Genomic DNA, 16,971 nt, shown 5'->3' with positions numbered 1-16,971 from the left:
CGGGGACGTCGAGTTCCCGGCAGACGAGGAGAAGCCATGGACCCGTATGCATCCGACACCCGTATGTCCGCCGCCGCGGTCGACGGCACGTCGCTGCGTGAGCGTGTGGAAGCCTTTGTGGCAGAACGAGTGATGCCACAAGAGATCCTGCTGGACGCAGGCGGCCCGGCTGCTGCGGCAGCCCGTTCGCAGTTGGCCGACGCCGCGCGGGCGGAAGGGCTGTGGGCGTTGCCGCTGCCGAGGGAATTTGGTGGTCGGGGACTTTCGTTCGCCGAGTACGTGTGCTTGGCCGAGGCCGAAGGCGCCAGTGACCACGGCCCTGCGGTGCTCGGCTCGGCCTCGCTGTTGGATGTGCGGATGTTGCAGCGCCATGCCGGTGACCGCGTTCGGGAGACCTACCTGAAGCGACTGGTTTCCGGAGAGCTGCATACGGCGTACGCGATGACCGAACCCGACACACCAGGCACCGATCCGACGTTGACGGCCACCCGAGCGACGGAGGCTCCGGACGGTTCGTGGGTGCTGTCCGGTCGCAAATGGTTCGTCAGCGGCGCCCAGGACGCCGATGTGATCACGGTGCTGGCTCGCACCGACGGGCGGGCGTCGGACCGGGATGGGCTGTCGTTGCTGCTGGTGCCGACGGACGCTCCGGGCTTCCGGCTCGTGCGTGAGCTGCCGGTCCTCGGCGTTGGTGGGCAGTGGGAGATCGCCCTGGACGAGGTGCGGCTGCCGAAAGACCATCTAATCGGCGAGCGGGGACGTGCGTTGCCGATCGCGCGGCAGCGGTTGCAGCTCGGCCGGACGTTGCGCTGCCTGCGCTGGCTCGGCCAGGCGCAGCGGGCCTATGACCTGATGTGCGAGCGAGCTCGCACGCGCGGTCAGTCATCGGGAACGCTGGCCGAACGCCAGCTGGTGCAGCAGCATGTTTTCGAGTCGCTGTTGGCCATCCGGAGCACCCGGCCGCTCGTGCACAAGGCCGCCGCGCTCCTCGACGCAGGTCATGACGCTCGCGTGGAATCCGGTTTGGCGAAGGTGGCCGCGGCGCGGACGCTGCAACAAGTGGCTGATTCCGCGATCCAGGTGTACGGGGCTGCCGGGCTGGGACCGGATACCGCGCTGCCGGGACTGCTGCGAATGGGGCGGATGGCGCGCTTGCTGGATGGTCCGGACGAACTGCATATCACCTCCGTGGCCAGGTCGGTGTTGCGCTGAGGCCGCGTCAGGTGTCGAAAGGAGCGATCAACCCGATCTGTATGGCCAGAGCCGCGGCGAAGAAGAAATTGCCCCAGATCAGCTCGTGGTTGGTGGCAAGCCCGCGGCCGAAGTCGTAGCATCCGCCACCCAGCCTGCCCCCGGGTTGCGGCGCGCCGGGACCGCTCATGAAGTCCGTGGCAAGCCGTCGCGTGATCTCGGTGGCTCGCAGCCGCATCGCTGCGGACCGTGCTGTACGCGTTTGTGCTGCAGCAAGTTTCAGCAGCGCTACCGCCTCGATCGCGGCGGCCGAGGTGTCTGGTGGCGCGTCAGGATGGTTTTCGGCGGTTGGTACCAGGAGTTGATCGGCGTCGAGGAGTGCACAGGCATCGAAGAGGAATTCCGGGGACAGGTACCGGCATGCGTCGGCCAGTGCGAGCAGGAGCCAGGCCCTGCCTCGGCTCCATCCTCGCTGCGGTTGCGGCGAGGGAAGCCATGTGCCATCCGACCAGGCCCATGCCGGGGTGCCGATCGGTGTTGTCCGCCAGAGGTGCAGGTGTGTTGAGAGATGTTCGCGGGCGATATCCGGGCCGCAGGGGTCTTTGTCTGTGGCCAGAAGTGGTACTAGGCCGGGAATTCCGTCCACGCGAGCGAGGAGGCGTGGGCCACCGAACGCTGAACCCCATGGCAGTACACGGAGATTGTGATCGAAGTCCGAACGGCACTGGCGTGCGGCACTCTCGCGGAGCGCTGAGGCGCGGGAGTCTTCCCCGCGCCTGGTTGCCAGGGCTGTTCCGTACCAGAGAATCAACCCGCGGGTGGAAGTGTCCGATGTCACCCAGTCGGCCAGGCGTTGTGTCGTCTCTGCGGCGGCGTTGCGATGCTCGTGCCGACCGCTAGCTGATGCACGCAGCCACAGCAGACCTGCCCAGAAGCCGCCGGTCCAGGATCCGCGGGAGGTGGTTGTCCATTCGCCGGAAATGCTGTCGGCGTAGAGCGGAAACCGGGTGCCCACAGCGGCTTGTGTGCTCGATACGCGGTTCATGAGGGCATCGAATGCCTCGCACGCCCAATCCGTCACCATGTTGCGCCCCCGCACCATTCCGTCGTATGCAGCTGTTGAGCTGTACGTGATGAAAACTGCTGTCGCGGCGCACGTTTCGTGCATTCACAGCGGCGCTTGTCATGCATATTCCTCACGCCCGCTCCTCGACGCGGGCCTCACGATCGCGCACTGCCCACAACGCCGCGACTGCCGCCGCGACAGCGAATTCCACCGCGACCATCAGCCAGCTGTTGCTGTATCCGATCGAGGGCACCACGGTGCCGAAAAACGGCGGGCCTATCGCGAATCCGGCGAAGAACCCCGCCGACACCAATGCCGAGTTGCGTCCGGCTCGTCCAGGGGCCGAGCGCTGGATCACCAACACCATGGACACCGCGTTGCCCGCCATGCCGAAGAAGCCGACGGCAATCACCGCGATCCACACCACCCCGGTCATCAGGGCGGAGGCGGCCAGCAGCAGCGCCGCGATGCCGGATCCGAACGCCAATCCGGCGGGCAGGACGATTGCCGCGCGCGGGTTCCCCGCCACACGTGCCCAGCCGATGCGACCTGCGATGCCCGCTACGCCGAGCACGGCCACCAGGGTCCCCGCTGCCGCAGCGCCGAGGCCGAGCCGTCGTTCGCCGAACAGCGCCAAGTAAGTGTTGATCGATGCCATGGCGGCCCCCAGAAACAGGGAGTACACGGCCAGCCAGTACACGATGCCGTCGTTCCCGCGTGGTTGCGGCTTGTCACCGATGCCCGAGCTGGACGTGCCGTGATGCTGTCGCGACGGGTCGGCGGGCAGGGTACGCCACACCCACAGCGCTACTAGCAGCGCGATACCCGCCGCCGTCCACACCGCAGTACGCCAGCCCGCCGAAGCGGCCAGCGCGGTGAGCGGCAATCCAGCGGCGATGGCGCCGAGTTGGACACCGGATTGTTTGGCGCCGGTCACCCCTGCGCGATAGGTCGGCGGGATTGCAGCCAGGATCGCTTTGTTCGTTGCGGGGTTGGCCAGTGCCTGCGGCACGCCGCCCAGGGCCACCGCGGCGAGGAGGACGCCGTAGGCCGGTGCGGCGGCGATGGCGCCGAGGGCCGCACTGACGGTCAGCAGCAGCGCGATCAGGCATCGTCGTGGACCGAGCAGATCCACCGCGCTACCGGCCAGCGGCGACAGCAGCGCGGCTGTTCCGAAGCCCATGGTCGTCGTCAATCCCAATGCGGTGGTGGACATCCCGAGATCCGGAACGAGGCGCGGGCCCAGCGCGCCGAGGACGAACAATTGCAGCATGGAGAAGGCCATGGCTGCTGTCAGTACGCCGGTCACCGAGGCTGTCGTCATCCGGTCCCGTCCAACCGCGGGGTGTGTCTGCACTGCCGTCCTCCCAGCCATGCCACGCCGCCCATCAGCGGCCCTGAGGTCAGATAGTCGCGCGGCGTGCGGGTTCGGTTCCGCCAGCAGGCGAGTAGCGGAGCCCGGCCCTACCGATCGGAAGCGTCGGCGACGCGGTGGCGTTCGGTCCACCGATGTCGGGAACTTTCCGTCGGTGCGATCCGACCACTATGCGCGAGCTGTTTCCTCTGGAGGGCAGTACTTTCTGGTCGGAGGTCGGGTGGATCCAACGGTGGACGTGAATCGCGGAGATGTCCGTTGCATTGGGATCGTCGCGGTGGTGGTGTCGCTGACGCTCGTCACCGGCGCCGTGCTGGCGATGGGTGAGGTTCCTTACCGCGCGGCCGGCACGACGTATCCCGGGCTTGCGTCCGCGTTGGGCTACGCGCTGTTGCGGACGGTGGCCGCGCTCGCGGGCGCGGTGGCGCTCGGTTCTCTGGTCTACGCGGTGTGCTGTACGCGGGTCTCCGCACAGGGGCGGATCCTGGTCGACGGCTATGCGGGCTTGCGGCTGGCCGAGCGTGCCGGCCTGGTCTGGTTCGTCTCGGCGCTGGTATTGATACCGGTCACAGCAGCGGATGTCGGTGGGTTGAGCCTGTCGGGCCTGGTGCGCGCGGGCGCGCTCGGAGCGTTAATCGATGCGAGCGAGAAACCCAAGGCATGGGTTGTCGTCGCCGCGCTGGCCGCTGTGGTGAGTCTCGGTGCACGGCTGACGTTGTCCTGGAGCGGGGTCGTCTTTCTGACGTTGGTGGCGGCTGTGGGCGTGCTGCCGCCCGCGTTGGTCGGCAACGCGGGTGAAGGGCCGAACCACGATTACGGCACGGGCGCGATGATCCTCTTCCAGGTCGCGGTGTCGGTGGGGCCGGGGTTGTTCTGGTGTGTGGCCGAGCAGCTGCGGCGCGGTGGTTCGGACACGGCGGTCGCAGTTCGGCGCGCCGTGGTCATCGGGATGCTGTGCACGGTGACCGCGGCGGCCGGCGGGCTGGTGCTCGTACTCGTGCTGTTACCGTGGTCGTGTGTGCTCACGACCGGATACGGACGGTTGGCACTGTTCGCGGGATTGGGGCTCGTCGCGGCGGGGTGGACGCTGTGGCGCTCTTACCGCACCCGGGTGCCGGATGATGGGAATGTATTCGTATACGCCTGTAGCGCAGCGCTTTCCGCAGTGGTGCTGAGTGTACTGGTGGCGATGGCGGTGCAACCGGCGCCCGCGTTCGCCGACCGGTCGTTCACCGCGCAGGAGGTGTTCCTCGGTTTCGAACTGACGGATCGGCCCGCCTTGTGGCGGCTGCTGGCGTCGTGGCGTTTCGATTTCGTGCTCGGGACGGCGGCGTCGGTCGCGGTTGTGGCGTATGTCCTCGGCGTGTGGCGTCTGCGTCGTCGTGGGGACCGCTGGTCGCGATGGCGCACTCTGTCATGGATGGGTGGTTGTCTAGCGCTACTGATCGCCACGTCCTCGGGCATCGGCACCTACGGTCTCGCGATGTTCAGCATGCACATGATCACGCATATGGCTTTGAACATGTTCGTCCCGGTGCTTCTTGTGCTCGGCGCGCCGGTGACGCTGTTGCTGCGAGCTCTTCCGTCGGCGGCGCGGGGCGCGGTGCACGGGCCGCGCGAGTGGGTGCTGGCGCTGTTGCATGCCAAGCCGACCGCTGTCCTGGCTTACCCCGGCACAGCGATCGCGCTGTTCGTGGTCTCCTTGTACGGGCTGTATTTCACGACGCTGTTCGAGAACCTGACCCGCTACCACTGGGGCCACGTCCTGATGAACGTCCACTTTCTGATCGTCGGGTACCTGTTCTACTGGGGCATCATCGGCATCGATCCGGGTCCGCGCAGACTGCCTCATCTGGGGCGGCTGGGGATGCTGTTCGCGGTGATGCCGTTCCACGCGTTCTTCGGCATCGCGATCATGTCGATGAATTCCGTTGTGGGCCAGCGGTTCTACGGCAATCTCCAGTTGCCGTGGGCGATCGATCTGCTGGCGGATCAGCACGCCGGGGGCGGCATTGCCTGGGTGTCCGGTGAGGTCCCGATTCTGCTGGTGGTGGGCGCGTTGCTGACGCAGTGGGCGGCCCAGGATCGGCGCACCGCGGTGCGCACCGACCGCAAGGACGACGAGTACGGCGATTCCGACCTCGCCGCTTACAACGCGATGCTGGAGCAGCTGGCACGCAGCCGTAGGTGATCTTGCCCGAGCCGTTTGACCAAGATGCCCGGTACCCGATCACCCGCCCAGCCGCGCTCGGCGCAGGCGCAGGCTGTTGGAGACGACGAAGAACGACGAAAAAGCCATCGCCGCGCCCGCGATCAGAGGGTTCAGCAAACCCAGCGCGGCCACCGGGATGGCGACGATGTTGTAGCCGAAGGCCCACACCAAGTTCCCTTTGATGGTGCGCAAAGTCGCGTGCGCCAGCTCGATCGCGTCGGTGGCCGCGGCGAGGTCTTCGCGCACCAGGATGACATCGGCGGCGGCGATCGCGACATCGGTGCCCGCGCCGATCGCCATGCCGAGGTCCGCGGTGGCCAGCGCCGCGCCGTCATTGATGCCGTCGCCGATCATGGCGACTCGATGTCCGCGCTCCTGCATCTGTGCGATCAGCTCGACCTTGCCTTCGGGCAGTAGCTCGGCCACCACCTCGTCGATGCCGATCTCGTCGGCGACGGACTGCGCGGCATACGCGTTGTCGCCGGTGAACATGAACACGCGCAGACCGAGTCGATGCAGTCGGGCGACAGCAGGAGCCGCGCTGTCTTTCACGGTGTCGGCCACCGCGACGAGCGCGACGGCGACCCGGTCCACCCCGACCAGCACAACGGTGCGGCCGACTCGTTCCTGACGGCGGAGCTCCCGCAGTAAGGCCCGGGGCACGTCGATGCGCTGTTGGTGAAAGAGACGGAGCCTTCCCACATGCACTTGCGCACCTTCGACGATGCCGCGTGCACCCAGTCCCGGTAGTGCCTCGAAGGATTCGATCGTAGGCAGGGTGTCGTGGATTTGTCGTGCATGCCGGGTGATCGCGGCCGCGACCGCATGTTCGGAGGCCGATTCCACGGCCCCGGCCAAACGCAGCACCTCGCCGTCGGTGCGCGTGCCCTCGACGGTTACGGCGACGACGCTCATCACCCCGTGGGTGAGGGTGCCGGTTTTATCGAGCACCACGGTGTCGACGTCGCGAGTCGCTTCCAGCGCTGGATGACCCTTGATGAAGATGCCCAGCTGCGCACCACGGCCGGATGCCACCAGCAGCGCGGTGGGTATGGCCAGGCCCAGCGCGCACGGACAGGCGACGACCAACACCGCCAGCGCTGCCGCGGCCGCACGCTCACCTCCGCTCCCGGTCATCCACCACACGCCGAAGGTCACGCCTGCGAGCAGGAATACGCATGGCACGAAGACCGATGACACACGGTCGGCCACGCGCTGCATGCGCGCCTTACCGGTCTGAGCCTGCTCGACGAGCCGGATCATGCCCGAGAGTTTGGTGTCGGCACCGACCGCGGCGGCCTCGACGATCAGCCGCCCGGTCAGCGCGGTGGTGCCGCCGATCACCGCCATACCCGGCGTGATGTCGACCGGAAGGGATTCGCCGGTCATGGCGGAGGCGTCGATGCTGGATTCGCCCGACACGACCAGTCCATCAGTGGCGATCGTCTCACCTGGCCGTACCACGAATCGCTGACCCTCCACGAGTTCGCTTATCGGAATGCGCATCTCGCGCTCGTCGCGGGTCAGCACAGTGACCTCGCGGGCGCCGAGTGCGGCCAGTGCCCGCAAGGCGCTGCCCGCCGAGCGCTTCGCCTTCGCCTCGAAGTGTCGCCCCGCGAGAACGAACGCGGTGACGCCCGCGGCGACTTCGAGATAGATGGCGTCGCTGGCCCAGATCGCAGCCCACACTCCGTCCGGCGCGGTTCCGGTCCGGGATGGGTGCAGATACATCGTGTCCAGCGACCACAGGGTGGCGGTGACTACGCCGACCGAGACCAGGGTGTCCATGCTCGCGGCGCCGACTTTCGCGCCCGTGAACGCGCGCCGGTGGAACGGCGCCGCCGACCATAGCACGACGGGCAGGGCCAGCGCGGTGAGGATGAACTGCCAGCCGGGAATTCTGGTGGACGGCAGAGTCGCGAACATCACCGACAGGTCGGCCAGAGGGAAGAACGCCATCAGGGCGACCACGAGGCGGCGCAGGAGGTCCTTGACCTCGGCGTCCTCGGGGGTGGCGCTGATCGCCTCGGTGTGGTCGATGATGGGTGACGCGCCGTATCCCGCGGCGTCGACTTCTGCGCAAAGGTCTTCGGCGGTGACATGGTCGGCGGCATCGATCGTGGCGACTCCGGTCGCGTAGTTCACCGATGCGATGACGCCGTCGACTTTGTTCAGCCTGCGTTCGACTCTGTTCGCGCATGCGGCGCAGCTCATTCCGGTGACGGCGAGAGAGATCCGGTTGGGCGCGTGGGTTGTCGAGTCGAGCTCGATGGTCATGTGAGTCCCTCTTATTATGCGGCGGGATCTTGGGTCGAGCGGAGATGATCTGCGCGTCTGCCCAATCGGGCGCCTGTGGGCAGGACGAATTCAGTGGGTGCGCGGTCGCCGACCGGAGGAGAGGTGTCAGGTCGTCGCGTGCGGTGGACGATGGTGACCAGTGCGAGCGCGACGACCAGTACGCCGTGCGACGCGACGCGCGGCAGTGGCACCACGCCGGAATGCAGGTCGGCGACAACGAAGGCGCTGAGTACGGCGACGACTGCGGCGAGCACGGGCAGTATTCCCGCGGCCGCCGATGGACGTATCGCACAGGCGAGCAGTCCGACCCCGATGGCCAGGTTCCACGCGGTGCTCTCGTTGAGCAGGTGGCGAGTCATTTCGGCACCGTGGTGGCTCATTCCGAAGTCGAGGCCTGCGATTTGGGCCAGTGCGAGGGCGACCTGCACGACACCGAGCGCGCCGAGCAGCAGTCTCGTCAGCTCGACCCGCGAACTCGGCACGATTGCGCGCAATGTCGAGGAGACCGATCGCCTCGGCCGTTGCAGTTCGGCTGCGGCATAGATCACGTCGGTGAGGTCGGGTGCGCGCGACCGGCTCCCGCGCACGAGCTTCGAAACCTCCACGGCCGTGAGGTACCAGGAACAGCACTCTCGGCACTGCTCCAGGTGCTCATCCACCCGCGTCGAGGGGACGGCTTCGGGCTCACCGTCGATCCGAGCCGACAGTGCTGTCCGGCAAACTTCGCACTCCACGTGCAGATTGTCGTCCACTCCGACACTCGAGTTCCCCGAAGGCCGCGATTACCGTCCCGCGGGAAACCGCAACCTCAGAGTGGACTCGGCTCGGAGGCGTGTGTGGCGCCGATCCAGGGCAAGAGTTGGTAGATCGTTTCGTCGGTGAGGCGGTAGCGCATGAAGCCGGTCTCATGCCCTGGCGCGTCGTCGGATGCGGTGTAATCGTGCTGACCGACCCGCCTGAAGAGCCGGAACACGAACCCTTCTTGTTCACGTGGCGGTAGATGGTGGGCCGGGTGACGCCGACCCCGTGCTTCCAACTCTGGAGGTGGATAGCCTCCATCGAGAACGGACGGCTGATGGGAGTGGACGTGAACATCGAGGAAATGCTGGACCGGCTCGGCTCGGTGATCGGGCCGCCGCCTGTGGGCGGAGTCGTATGAAGCCGCTGCGACCTCTTCACAACTGTCAATGGCTGGGCCGGCGAGCGTCGGGTGCCGGTCCGTGAATCACCCTCTACCAGGGCACATCCCGAACTTCGTTGGATTCTCGGTGAGTCCGGAACCCCTTCCAGGGGCATACGAGCAGGTCAAATAGGGGATAGCACCAACAGCGAGCCCGGTGGCTGAGCATTTGTCCCCGAGTGATGGGTCAGAGTGCTTGGGTCGTGTAGAGGGCGGCGGTCGCGATGGCCACGCCGCCGAGGGTGAAGCGCAGTGCGGTTTCCGGTAGCCGGGGTTGCAGGTGTGCGCCGAGGTATCCGCCGGCCAGCCCGCCGATGCCGCAGCCAAGGCCGATGATCCAGTCCGGGGCGATGTCGGTGCCGCCGGTGGCGACGGCGATGCCGGCGTAGGTGGCCGCGCCCGCGATCGAGGTGATCAGTGTGGAGGTCAGCGCCGCCGGTGCGAGTTCGGCCAAGGGGACGCCGCGTCCGGCCAGGATCGGGCTCAGCAGCGATCCGCCGCCGATGCCGTAGATTCCGCCGACGACGCCGACCACCAGCGCGAGAGTGGTGATGGACCGGTCCGACGGGCGCGGCTTCTCGGTGCGGGGACCATTGGCGGTGCGCAGGCACAGCCACGTCCCCAGCGCCAGCAGCAGCGCTGCCGCGATGAGCTTGAACGTGGCCGCGGTGGGCAGGGCGAACACGCGGATGAGCGCGCCGGTGACGACGCCGGGCAGGGTGCCGATCAGCAGGATCCGGGTCAACGGGCTGCGCAGGGAGCTGCGGCGGCCGTAGCGCAGCAGCGCGCCGGGGATGGACACCACGTTGAACAGCAGGTTCGTCGGTGTCACGGCAGGGCTGGGCACTCCGAGAACGCTGAGCTGGATCGGCAGCAGAAACACCGCCCCCGACACCCCGACAGGCGTGGTCACCACCGACACCAGCAACCCCGCCACGAACCCCGACAGCACCGATCCCAAATCCACACTCGGACTATCGCAGCCGACCGCTCGGCTCGCCCGCCCGGAACGCGGTGAGGCCTCCGGACCTGCGCCGACTCGGGAATTCACGTCCGGCCAGATATTCCCAACCGTGTGATTCGACGTACTCCGAACTACAGTTCGAACGCCCCGAATCCGAAGAGGTTTGTCGATGACCCGCACCACGCCACCCCGAGCCGTGGATGTCGCAGCCGCGTGTCCCGCACTGGCGCCGCTGGCTCGTCCCGCGACCCGGCTCCACCCGCGCAGCGGCACACCGACGGTATACGACAGTTCGATCGGCGGTCCTTTGCTGTGGCCGACCAACGAACCGTGGCCGCACTGTCACGGGCCTCACAACTGGGACTTCTTGACCAACGCGTGGAATCCCCACGAGCTCAACCCGTTACAGTCGCTGGTGGATGCGAAGCTGACGCGACACGATCCCGAACCGTGGCCGTCGGTGGCCGATGTCCCGAGTGCCATGTTGTCGGCAGCGCCGCGTGACATCTGGGAATTCGAAGCCAGCGGGTGGGATCTCGACAACCTCAACCTCCCCCCGTCTCAGCCGTTGGCGGGTCGGTGGAAGCCGACGGCCCATGCCCCGAATGCCATGTTGCCGGTGGCGCAACTTTATACGCGTGACGTCCCGGGGTTACGTCCGCCGCCGGGCAAGGATCTGCTGCAGGTACTCTGGTGCCCGTTGGACAACGCCGATGCCATGCCCGAGACCGCGCTGGTGTGGCGCACCGCCGCCGACGTCACCGACTTCCTGAATACCCCACCGATACCGGCAGCGGTGGAATACGGCTACGACTACATACCCTTGCCATGCACGGTGGAGCCGGAACGCATCATCGAATACCCGAGCGATTTCGAAGAACTCGGCAGCGAGCCGCTGGAGCAAATGCGACAGTGGGCCAGTCGGCAGCACACCGGGATCGATCCGGATGACATCAAGAGCTGGTTCATCGATAACATATGCGTTGCACCCGGGTGGAAGGTCGGCGGCCATATCCGGTGGGGCACCACGGACCCCTTTCCACAGCCATGCCCCACCTGCGGTACCGAGACCGAACCGCTGCTCACCATCGCCTCGTCCGAATGGGACGCCGGAACCCACAGCTGGATACCCTACGAAGATCAGGCCCTCGCAGGGGATTACAGCACAACCACAGGTCCCGACGTCACAATTGCTCGCGGTTACAACATGATCCTTCGCGTCTGCCCAATCTCACCTGATCACCCCCACATCCAACTGATGCAGTAGGCCCGTACCAATGGCCGACCAGTCAGCCCGAAGGCCACTGACACATCGCCCGCCGTGACATCGACATCCGCGAGAAGAACCTGTCGCGGATAGTCTGCGAAACCTGCGCCCGCTGAACCGATCACACGGCCATCACCGCCCCCTCGGTTCCGGTCACCCGCCGGTAGCCGTGGTTCACGGCTGGGTCCTGGAGCTTAGATGCGGGGTTGTCTCCACCGCTCCTGCTCTCGTGTGGCCTGCGGTCGGGTTGTTCCGGTTCGGTGGGCTCTGACCCGTAAATCTCGTAGTTGTCATAGGGATCGTGTTCGATGCCGGTGTCTGCATCCAACCCGACACGATCCCACTGCCATCAAGAAGGAGGTCGAACTCCGCTTCGCCTTCGGTTACGACCCGGGCGAATTCCGCGACACCCTGCACATGCTCGCCGACGGCCACACGGGTCATGGTGGCAGCGAGAACGGCTGCTGTGCTGAGCATTAGCGGAAGTCAGCTGCCTTTCAACAGCACATCGAGGTCGATGCCGTCGGCCATTGCCCGATAACCCTAGGGGTTCGGATGCAGCCCGGCCGGCACCCACGCGGCGGAGATCCTCGCGCTTCCCTTCACCATCCACGGCCTGACCTTGGCGAACCGCATTGTGATGTCGCCGATGACCGGCACGCACTACCCGGGCGGAATACCTGGGCCGGACGTCGCGTCGTACGCCACGACGCGGCCTCGGACGTGGGTCTCATCGTCCCCGAGGCACCTACGTGGGCCACCGACCCGCTGGCGGCAGCGAGCATGGATCCGGCCCGCTACCCGGCGGCCAGAAAAAAAACCGTGGCAGGTCAGCTCGCGAAGGCGCATTTGGTGTGGCATCTCAGACGTCGGCGAGGACGCCCGAGCGCCTTCGGTGACCGGCGCTCAGCGGGCGAGCGATGCGACGACGAGGTAGGTCACCGCCAACAGGGCGGTGACGATGGCCGGGATCATGTCGGCGAGCTTGTCCTTGGTCCGGACGTGGGTGATGAGCGCCCCGACCATCAGCAGCACGATCGCGACCCCAGCGAGCCGGCCGATCGGATGCCAGCCGATACCGATCAAAAGCCCTGCTGCACCGACGATTTCCAGGGCCCCGATGACTCGGAAGCCGGACACGCGGATCCCGGCGTGGGCTGCGCGTTCACGCATGGCCTGGACGGCGAGCACCTTCGGTGCTCCCACGGCGATCATCTCGAGCGCCAGCAAGGCGGCTAGGACAATTGATGCGATCGTCATCGATCGCTCCTTTTCTCTCAGACGTGTTGGTCTCCAGCGCGCGGTAGGCGTGCCACTCGAATCCGGGCGAGGAGAACCAGTCCTCGCTCAGCACCAGGAATGGATCGGTCCACTCCCGCCGCGTGGGTCTCGGCACCGCCGCAGCGCGGTCGGCAATCGACGCTTTCCGCACGATCGTCGACGGGTCCTCGTTGACGTGCCCCAACACCAGCTTCAAATGTTGACGTCCATCAATATAATGCGCTTTATTGATTACCGTCCACATTTGGTGATGGGGGGCTACGCATCAGGTGCCCATCGCGGGGCACGGCAGCGTGAGCGAGCAGTGCGCGACCACGCCGAGTCGGGTGGACGAAGTCATCGATGAGTGCGCCGGCCCAGGTTGATCGGCCGTGAATCCTGTCCAGATGCTCAGTTGTCGGGCGCTGTGATCAGGTGATCGAGCGAGCACTGCAGGCGGCCGCGCCGGATAGGACGCAGGATTCGGGGAATTCCTGGACGATCTCGACATCGAGGGCATCGAGCCGTTGCAGAAAACGGGGCAGGAAACTGAGCGTCACCTTCGTCGCAGTTGCCCTCGCTGGTCAGGCGCCGCGGGCTCGGAGCCCGGCCACGACCATGCCTGCGACGAATTCGGCGTGCCTGCGAACCGCCGCGGGGTCGAGCGGATCGAGTGGGTTCAGCCTCGCCGCCAGCGGGACCAGACTGAACGGCGCGGTAGCGCCGTGCGCAACCAGGAAATGGACGGTGCGGATGTCTTCCTCGGCCAGCACGCCGCGGTCGACGAGCACCTTCAGCGGCGCGGTGATCCGGTGATACAACGGTCCGACGTGCGCGTCGAACAGATACGTCAGCCGAGGCCCCTCGGTGGCGCCTTCGACCGTGACCAGCCGCAGGATCTGTGGGTGGGTGGCGTGCAGTTGAAGGAATTGCACGATCGTCACGCGTACCGCTTCGAGCAGGTCGCGCTCGGCCAACTCCGCATCCACGCTTGTGTGGTCGGCGATCTCGCCGAACGCCCAGTCGACCGTGGCGTACCACAGCCTCTCCTTGGAGCCGAACCGCTGATGGACGAGGTTGTGGCTCACTCCGAGCTCGCGATTGAGCGCCGCCACCGAGGTGCCGTCGAATCCGCATTCGGCGAACACTCTCAACGCCGCGGCCAGGATATCGGTCAACGAGGCTGGTGACAGCTCGGCCGGTGGTCGCCCTTTTCGTGTCTGCGTCGCCATCCGCTCAGTTTAGGACAACATGTTGACGACCATCAACTTGTATGGTTTATTGATTGCCATCAATTTTTATGACGCGGGACACATGGAGGTGGCCGATGCGCAGAGAAGAACAGATAGTCGGCAACACATTCGCCTATCGATTCGCTGATCCGGCCGCGGACCACGTGCTGCTGGTTCAGCACGGAATCGGCGGTCACGGCGGCATCTACGACAATTTCGCCGCACACTATGCCCGGTTGGGCGCCGAGGTCTGGTGCATGGATGCTCCCGGCCACGGCCGCTCGTGCGTGGACCGGCGCGCTGGCCAGTTCACCATCGAGGAGTGGATCGAAGCGGCACTGCGGCTGACCGATCACATTCGTGCCGCCACCGGGCTACCGGTGTTCATCAAGGGATCCTCGCTCGGCGCGTCCGCCGCCTATGGCGCCTACGCCGCGTCGCAGGATTTCGCGGGCGCGATTCTGATGGGATTCGCCATCCCGTCCTCACCGCTGATCCCGACCGAAAACGCCTTCCGCACACAGGCGTTCGATCAGATGGTCGCCCTGTTCGGTCCGGCGCTGCGTTTCGATATCGACCAGTACATCGATTTCGACACCGACTACGGGTTCCGCGGCGCGGGCAAGCAGAAGCATGGGGATCCGCTCAACACCTGGACCTACGACCTGGCCTCGTGGGCGTCGATCCTGCGCTACGACCCGGCCGTGCCGTTGTCTGCCAACACCAAACCGATCCTGTTCGCCGTCGGGGAGAAAGATCCGATCTTTACTCCCGCCACGGCCCGGGCCGTCGTCGACGCCACCACCGGCCCCGTCGAACTGCACATTCACCCCGAAGGGGTGCACCAGCTGATGTTGTTCCACACCGCCGACTACGCCGATGTCGTGCGGACCTGGTGCCACAAGCAGCTGCTCGACTCCGCCCCCGAAAAGGACTGACCATCATGACCGCCACCCAACCCATCGGTGTAAACCACCTGGCGATCGCCACCCGCGACATCAAATCTCAGATCGCGTTCTTCACCGATGTTATCGGCCTGCCGCTCAAGGCGCTGTACCGCATGCACGGAGCCGAAGGCGCCTGGCACGGGTTCGTCGAACTCAACCCCACGTCCTACATCGCGTTCGTGTACCACCCCGACAACCCCGACACTCGCGAGCTCGGGGTCACCCACGCCGCCGAACCGACCGGACCGGTCGCGCCTGGTGCCATGCAGCATGTCGCACTGCATGTACGCGATCTCGACGAACTGCTGAGTTTGCGCGACCGCATCCGCAGTCGAGGGATCGTCGTGCTCGGCCCGATCGACCACGGGTTCTGCCGGTCGCTCTACCTCGCGGGCCCGGAGGGTCTGCTTGTCGAACTCACCACCGGCGACGCCATCGACGACCGCGCCTGGATCGACCCGGAAGTGGTCGAGATCAATGGCATCAGCGCCGAGGAACTCGAACCCTACAAGCACCCCGCACCATTCGCCCGACCGGCTGAGCCGGTGGCCCAACCGGCCTACGACGAGACCAAACCCCATATGGCCTATCCCGACGAGGTCTACCGGCAGATCATCGCCATGCCTGACGAGCTGGTGTGGCAGATGGCCAGCCAGACCGATCCGCCGGTCCGCCTCGACTGATCGCAGCGACCCCATGGCCGACCGTGCACCGCACCGTCCCCGCGGTGCACGGCCCACCCGACCGAAAAGGACATCCGCCCCTCTCATGAAGCTCGCCAATCTCGACGGCCGTGCCACGCTCGTCACCGATACCGGCATCATCGACCTCGCCAACGCCTCCGACGGCGTCCTGCCCAGCGATCCCGATCAGGCCGTCGCGCACATACGGCAGATCCGCGCTTGGTTCAGCGGCAATCGGCCCCGGGTCGATGCCCGTGTGACGGGCGCACAGTTGCTCGCCGATCTGACGCGGCTCGGTCCCCCGGTGCGTGCGCCGCGCCAAATCTTCGCCGTCGGGCTGAACTACGCCGACCACAGTGACGAAACCGGGCTCGCCCTGCCCGAAAGCCCACTGGTGTTCACCAAATTCGCCTCGGCGATCACCGGCCCCGGTGACGTGATCCCGTTGCCCACCGGCACCTGCGACTGGGAGGTGGAACTCGTCGCCGCGATCGGTGTCGGCGGACGTCGCATCGCTACCGAACAGGCCCTCGACCACGTCGCCGGATTCTGCATCGGTCAAGACATCTCCGAGCGTCGATCACAAATGGCCGGCACCCCACCGCAATTCAGCCTCGCCAAAAGTTACGAGCGGTTCGCGCCGATCGGCCCGTGGCTGACCACTCTCGACGAACTCGACGACCCCGACGATCTGGCCATCGAAGCCATCCTCGACGGCGAGACCGTGCAATCGGGCCGCACCAAGCAGATGATTTTCGACGTCGCCGCGCTGGTCTCCCACCTGTCAGGCATCTGCGAGTTGTTCCCCGGCGATCTGATCTTCACCGGCACCCCGGCCGGCGTCGGCTATTCCCGCACCCCGGCACGGTACCTCGCCCCGGGCAACATGCTGCGCTCGACGATCGAGGGCCTCGGCGAGCTGCGCAACCCCTGCACAGTCGCATAGCGACGCGAAGACCTCGACAGACCGCCAACACGGGACGCAAATGCGGTGTCAACTCGCGCGGCGACCCTGTGGAGCGCCTTCACCCGGTTGGTGACCGTCATGGTCTGCTCTCGCAACGTCGATGCGGACCGGAACCGCGGCAACGTGAGTGTCCCGACAACTCGGCCCAGTTCCCGGACGCCGTGCAGAGACGGTTTCCCGGGACTGGTTGCCGAGGCGGCGCAGCAGCGTCACCGACGACAACCGCCCTTTCGGATCGAGATTCCGGTGCGCAGCGAACCAGTCCACTGACGATTTCCGAGTATGGACCATCCCCATGCCGAGCATCTGCTGTGTTAGTCCGCGGTGGA

Annotated in this window: 16 protein-coding genes; 7 read left to right on the top strand and 9 right to left on the bottom strand. The window is 66.3% G+C overall.

The features are described 5' to 3' along the window. The first annotated feature begins 36 nt into the window (after positions 1–36). The gene (locus ACL03I_RS34045) at positions 37–1,212 is read left to right on the top strand and encodes an acyl-CoA dehydrogenase family protein (protein WP_412808009.1); all 1,176 of its coding nucleotides are present in this window, start codon (positions 37–39) and stop codon (positions 1,210–1,212) included. A gap of 7 nt (positions 1,213–1,219) precedes the next feature. Here the strand turns inward: ACL03I_RS34045 and ACL03I_RS34040 are convergent, their stop codons facing one another. Next, a complete protein-coding gene (locus tag ACL03I_RS34040) occupies positions 1,220–2,236 on the bottom strand; it encodes a hypothetical protein (protein ID WP_412808008.1) in 1,017 nt (338 codons plus the stop codon). A 151-nt stretch (positions 2,237–2,387) separates the two neighbouring features. Next, a complete protein-coding gene (locus ACL03I_RS34035) occupies positions 2,388–3,581 on the bottom strand; it encodes an MFS transporter (protein ID WP_355079571.1) in 1,194 nt (397 codons plus the stop codon). A 331-nt stretch (positions 3,582–3,912) separates the two neighbouring features. Between ACL03I_RS34035 and ACL03I_RS34030 the strand changes: the two genes are divergently transcribed. Beyond that, positions 3,913–5,823: a cytochrome c oxidase assembly protein gene (locus ACL03I_RS34030; RefSeq protein WP_412808007.1), complete on the top strand. Its 1,911-nt coding sequence runs from the start codon at positions 3,913–3,915 to the stop codon at positions 5,821–5,823. A gap of 39 nt (positions 5,824–5,862) precedes the next feature. Here the strand turns inward: ACL03I_RS34030 and ACL03I_RS34025 are convergent, their stop codons facing one another. From ACL03I_RS34025 to ACL03I_RS34015, 3 genes are all read right to left on the bottom strand, one after another. Continuing rightward, the gene (locus ACL03I_RS34025) at positions 5,863–8,121 is read right to left on the bottom strand and encodes a heavy metal translocating P-type ATPase (protein WP_412808006.1); all 2,259 of its coding nucleotides are present in this window, start codon (positions 8,119–8,121) and stop codon (positions 5,863–5,865) included. Positions 8,122–8,135: 14 nt separating this feature from the next. Then, positions 8,136–8,876: a zf-HC2 domain-containing protein gene (locus ACL03I_RS34020; protein ID WP_412808005.1), complete on the bottom strand. Its 741-nt coding sequence runs from the start codon at positions 8,874–8,876 to the stop codon at positions 8,136–8,138. Positions 8,877–8,950: 74 nt separating this feature from the next. Then, a complete protein-coding gene (locus ACL03I_RS34015) occupies positions 8,951–9,115 on the bottom strand; it encodes a hypothetical protein (protein ID WP_355079565.1) in 165 nt (54 codons plus the stop codon). Positions 9,116–9,154: 39 nt separating this feature from the next. On the opposite strand from ACL03I_RS34015, the gene ACL03I_RS34010 reads away from it, so the two are divergent. Then, positions 9,155–9,301, top strand: coding sequence for a hypothetical protein (locus ACL03I_RS34010; RefSeq protein WP_412808004.1), 147 nt, complete (start codon positions 9,155–9,157; stop codon positions 9,299–9,301). A gap of 208 nt (positions 9,302–9,509) precedes the next feature. Here ACL03I_RS34010 and ACL03I_RS34005 read toward each other — a convergent pair whose 3' ends face one another. After that, the gene (locus tag ACL03I_RS34005) at positions 9,510–10,289 is read right to left on the bottom strand and encodes a TSUP family transporter (RefSeq protein ID WP_412808003.1); all 780 of its coding nucleotides are present in this window, start codon (positions 10,287–10,289) and stop codon (positions 9,510–9,512) included. A 166-nt stretch (positions 10,290–10,455) separates the two neighbouring features. Between ACL03I_RS34005 and ACL03I_RS34000 the strand changes: the two genes are divergently transcribed. Further along, entirely contained in the window at positions 10,456–11,553 is a 1,098-nt protein-coding gene (locus ACL03I_RS34000) for a hypothetical protein (protein ID WP_412808002.1), read from the top strand. 906 nt (positions 11,554–12,459) lie between these two features. On the opposite strand, the gene ACL03I_RS33995 is transcribed toward ACL03I_RS34000, so the two are convergent. The 3 genes from ACL03I_RS33995 to ACL03I_RS33985 all read right to left on the bottom strand — a co-directional run bounded on the left by ACL03I_RS33995 (position 12,460) and on the right by ACL03I_RS33985 (position 14,045). Beyond that, positions 12,460–12,813, bottom strand: a complete 354-nt coding sequence (locus tag ACL03I_RS33995) for a DoxX family protein (RefSeq protein WP_355079559.1) — start codon at positions 12,811–12,813, stop codon at positions 12,460–12,462. Between the two features lie 431 nt (positions 12,814–13,244). Then, complete coding sequence (locus tag ACL03I_RS33990) at positions 13,245–13,373, bottom strand: hypothetical protein (protein WP_412808001.1); 129 nt, start codon at positions 13,371–13,373, stop codon at positions 13,245–13,247. Between the two features lie 24 nt (positions 13,374–13,397). Beyond that, entirely contained in the window at positions 13,398–14,045 is a 648-nt protein-coding gene (locus ACL03I_RS33985) for a TetR/AcrR family transcriptional regulator (protein ID WP_412808000.1), read from the bottom strand. A gap of 95 nt (positions 14,046–14,140) precedes the next feature. Here ACL03I_RS33985 and ACL03I_RS33980 point away from each other — a divergent pair, with 95 nt between their 5' ends. The 3 genes from ACL03I_RS33980 to ACL03I_RS33970 all read left to right on the top strand — a co-directional run bounded on the left by ACL03I_RS33980 (position 14,141) and on the right by ACL03I_RS33970 (position 16,621). Beyond that, positions 14,141–14,983 (top strand): alpha/beta hydrolase, encoded by an 843-nt coding sequence (locus tag ACL03I_RS33980; protein ID WP_412807999.1) that lies wholly within the window; start codon positions 14,141–14,143, stop codon positions 14,981–14,983. A 5-nt stretch (positions 14,984–14,988) separates the two neighbouring features. Next, positions 14,989–15,675 (top strand): VOC family protein, encoded by a 687-nt coding sequence (locus tag ACL03I_RS33975; protein WP_412807998.1) that lies wholly within the window; start codon positions 14,989–14,991, stop codon positions 15,673–15,675. A gap of 85 nt (positions 15,676–15,760) precedes the next feature. Further along, positions 15,761–16,621: a fumarylacetoacetate hydrolase family protein gene (locus ACL03I_RS33970; RefSeq protein ID WP_412807997.1), complete on the top strand. Its 861-nt coding sequence runs from the start codon at positions 15,761–15,763 to the stop codon at positions 16,619–16,621. The last annotated feature ends 350 nt before the right edge of the window (positions 16,622–16,971 follow it).

The sequence above is a fragment of the Nocardia sichangensis genome, from assembly GCF_047200615.1.
In the GTDB taxonomy this organism is placed as follows: Bacteria; Actinomycetota; Actinomycetes; order Mycobacteriales; family Mycobacteriaceae; genus Nocardia; species Nocardia sichangensis.
Note: the sequence above shows the minus strand (reverse complement) of the source record. Positions and strands in the feature narration are given on the sequence as shown.

What these genes read in the sequence shown, in the direction of transcription:
- ACL03I_RS34045 (WP_412808009.1), top strand. Translation starts at nt 37, where the DNA reads ATGGACCCGTATGCATCCGACACCCGTATGTCCGCCGCCGCGGTCGAC.
- ACL03I_RS34025 (WP_412808006.1), bottom strand. Translation starts at nt 8,121, where the DNA reads ATGACCATCGAGCTCGACTCGACAACCCACGCGCCCAACCGGATCTCT.
- ACL03I_RS34000 (WP_412808002.1), top strand. Translation starts at nt 10,456, where the DNA reads ATGACCCGCACCACGCCACCCCGAGCCGTGGATGTCGCAGCCGCGTGT.
- ACL03I_RS34040 (WP_412808008.1), bottom strand. Translation starts at nt 2,236, where the DNA reads ATGAACCGCGTATCGAGCACACAAGCCGCTGTGGGCACCCGGTTTCCG.
- ACL03I_RS33995 (WP_355079559.1), bottom strand. Translation starts at nt 12,813, where the DNA reads ATGACGATCGCATCAATTGTCCTAGCCGCCTTGCTGGCGCTCGAGATG.
- ACL03I_RS33980 (WP_412807999.1), top strand. Translation starts at nt 14,141, where the DNA reads ATGCGCAGAGAAGAACAGATAGTCGGCAACACATTCGCCTATCGATTC.
- ACL03I_RS33970 (WP_412807997.1), top strand. Translation starts at nt 15,761, where the DNA reads ATGAAGCTCGCCAATCTCGACGGCCGTGCCACGCTCGTCACCGATACC.
- ACL03I_RS33985 (WP_412808000.1), bottom strand. Translation starts at nt 14,045, where the DNA reads ATGGCGACGCAGACACGAAAAGGGCGACCACCGGCCGAGCTGTCACCA.
- ACL03I_RS34035 (WP_355079571.1), bottom strand. Translation starts at nt 3,581, where the DNA reads ATGACGACAGCCTCGGTGACCGGCGTACTGACAGCAGCCATGGCCTTC.
- ACL03I_RS33975 (WP_412807998.1), top strand. Translation starts at nt 14,989, where the DNA reads ATGACCGCCACCCAACCCATCGGTGTAAACCACCTGGCGATCGCCACC.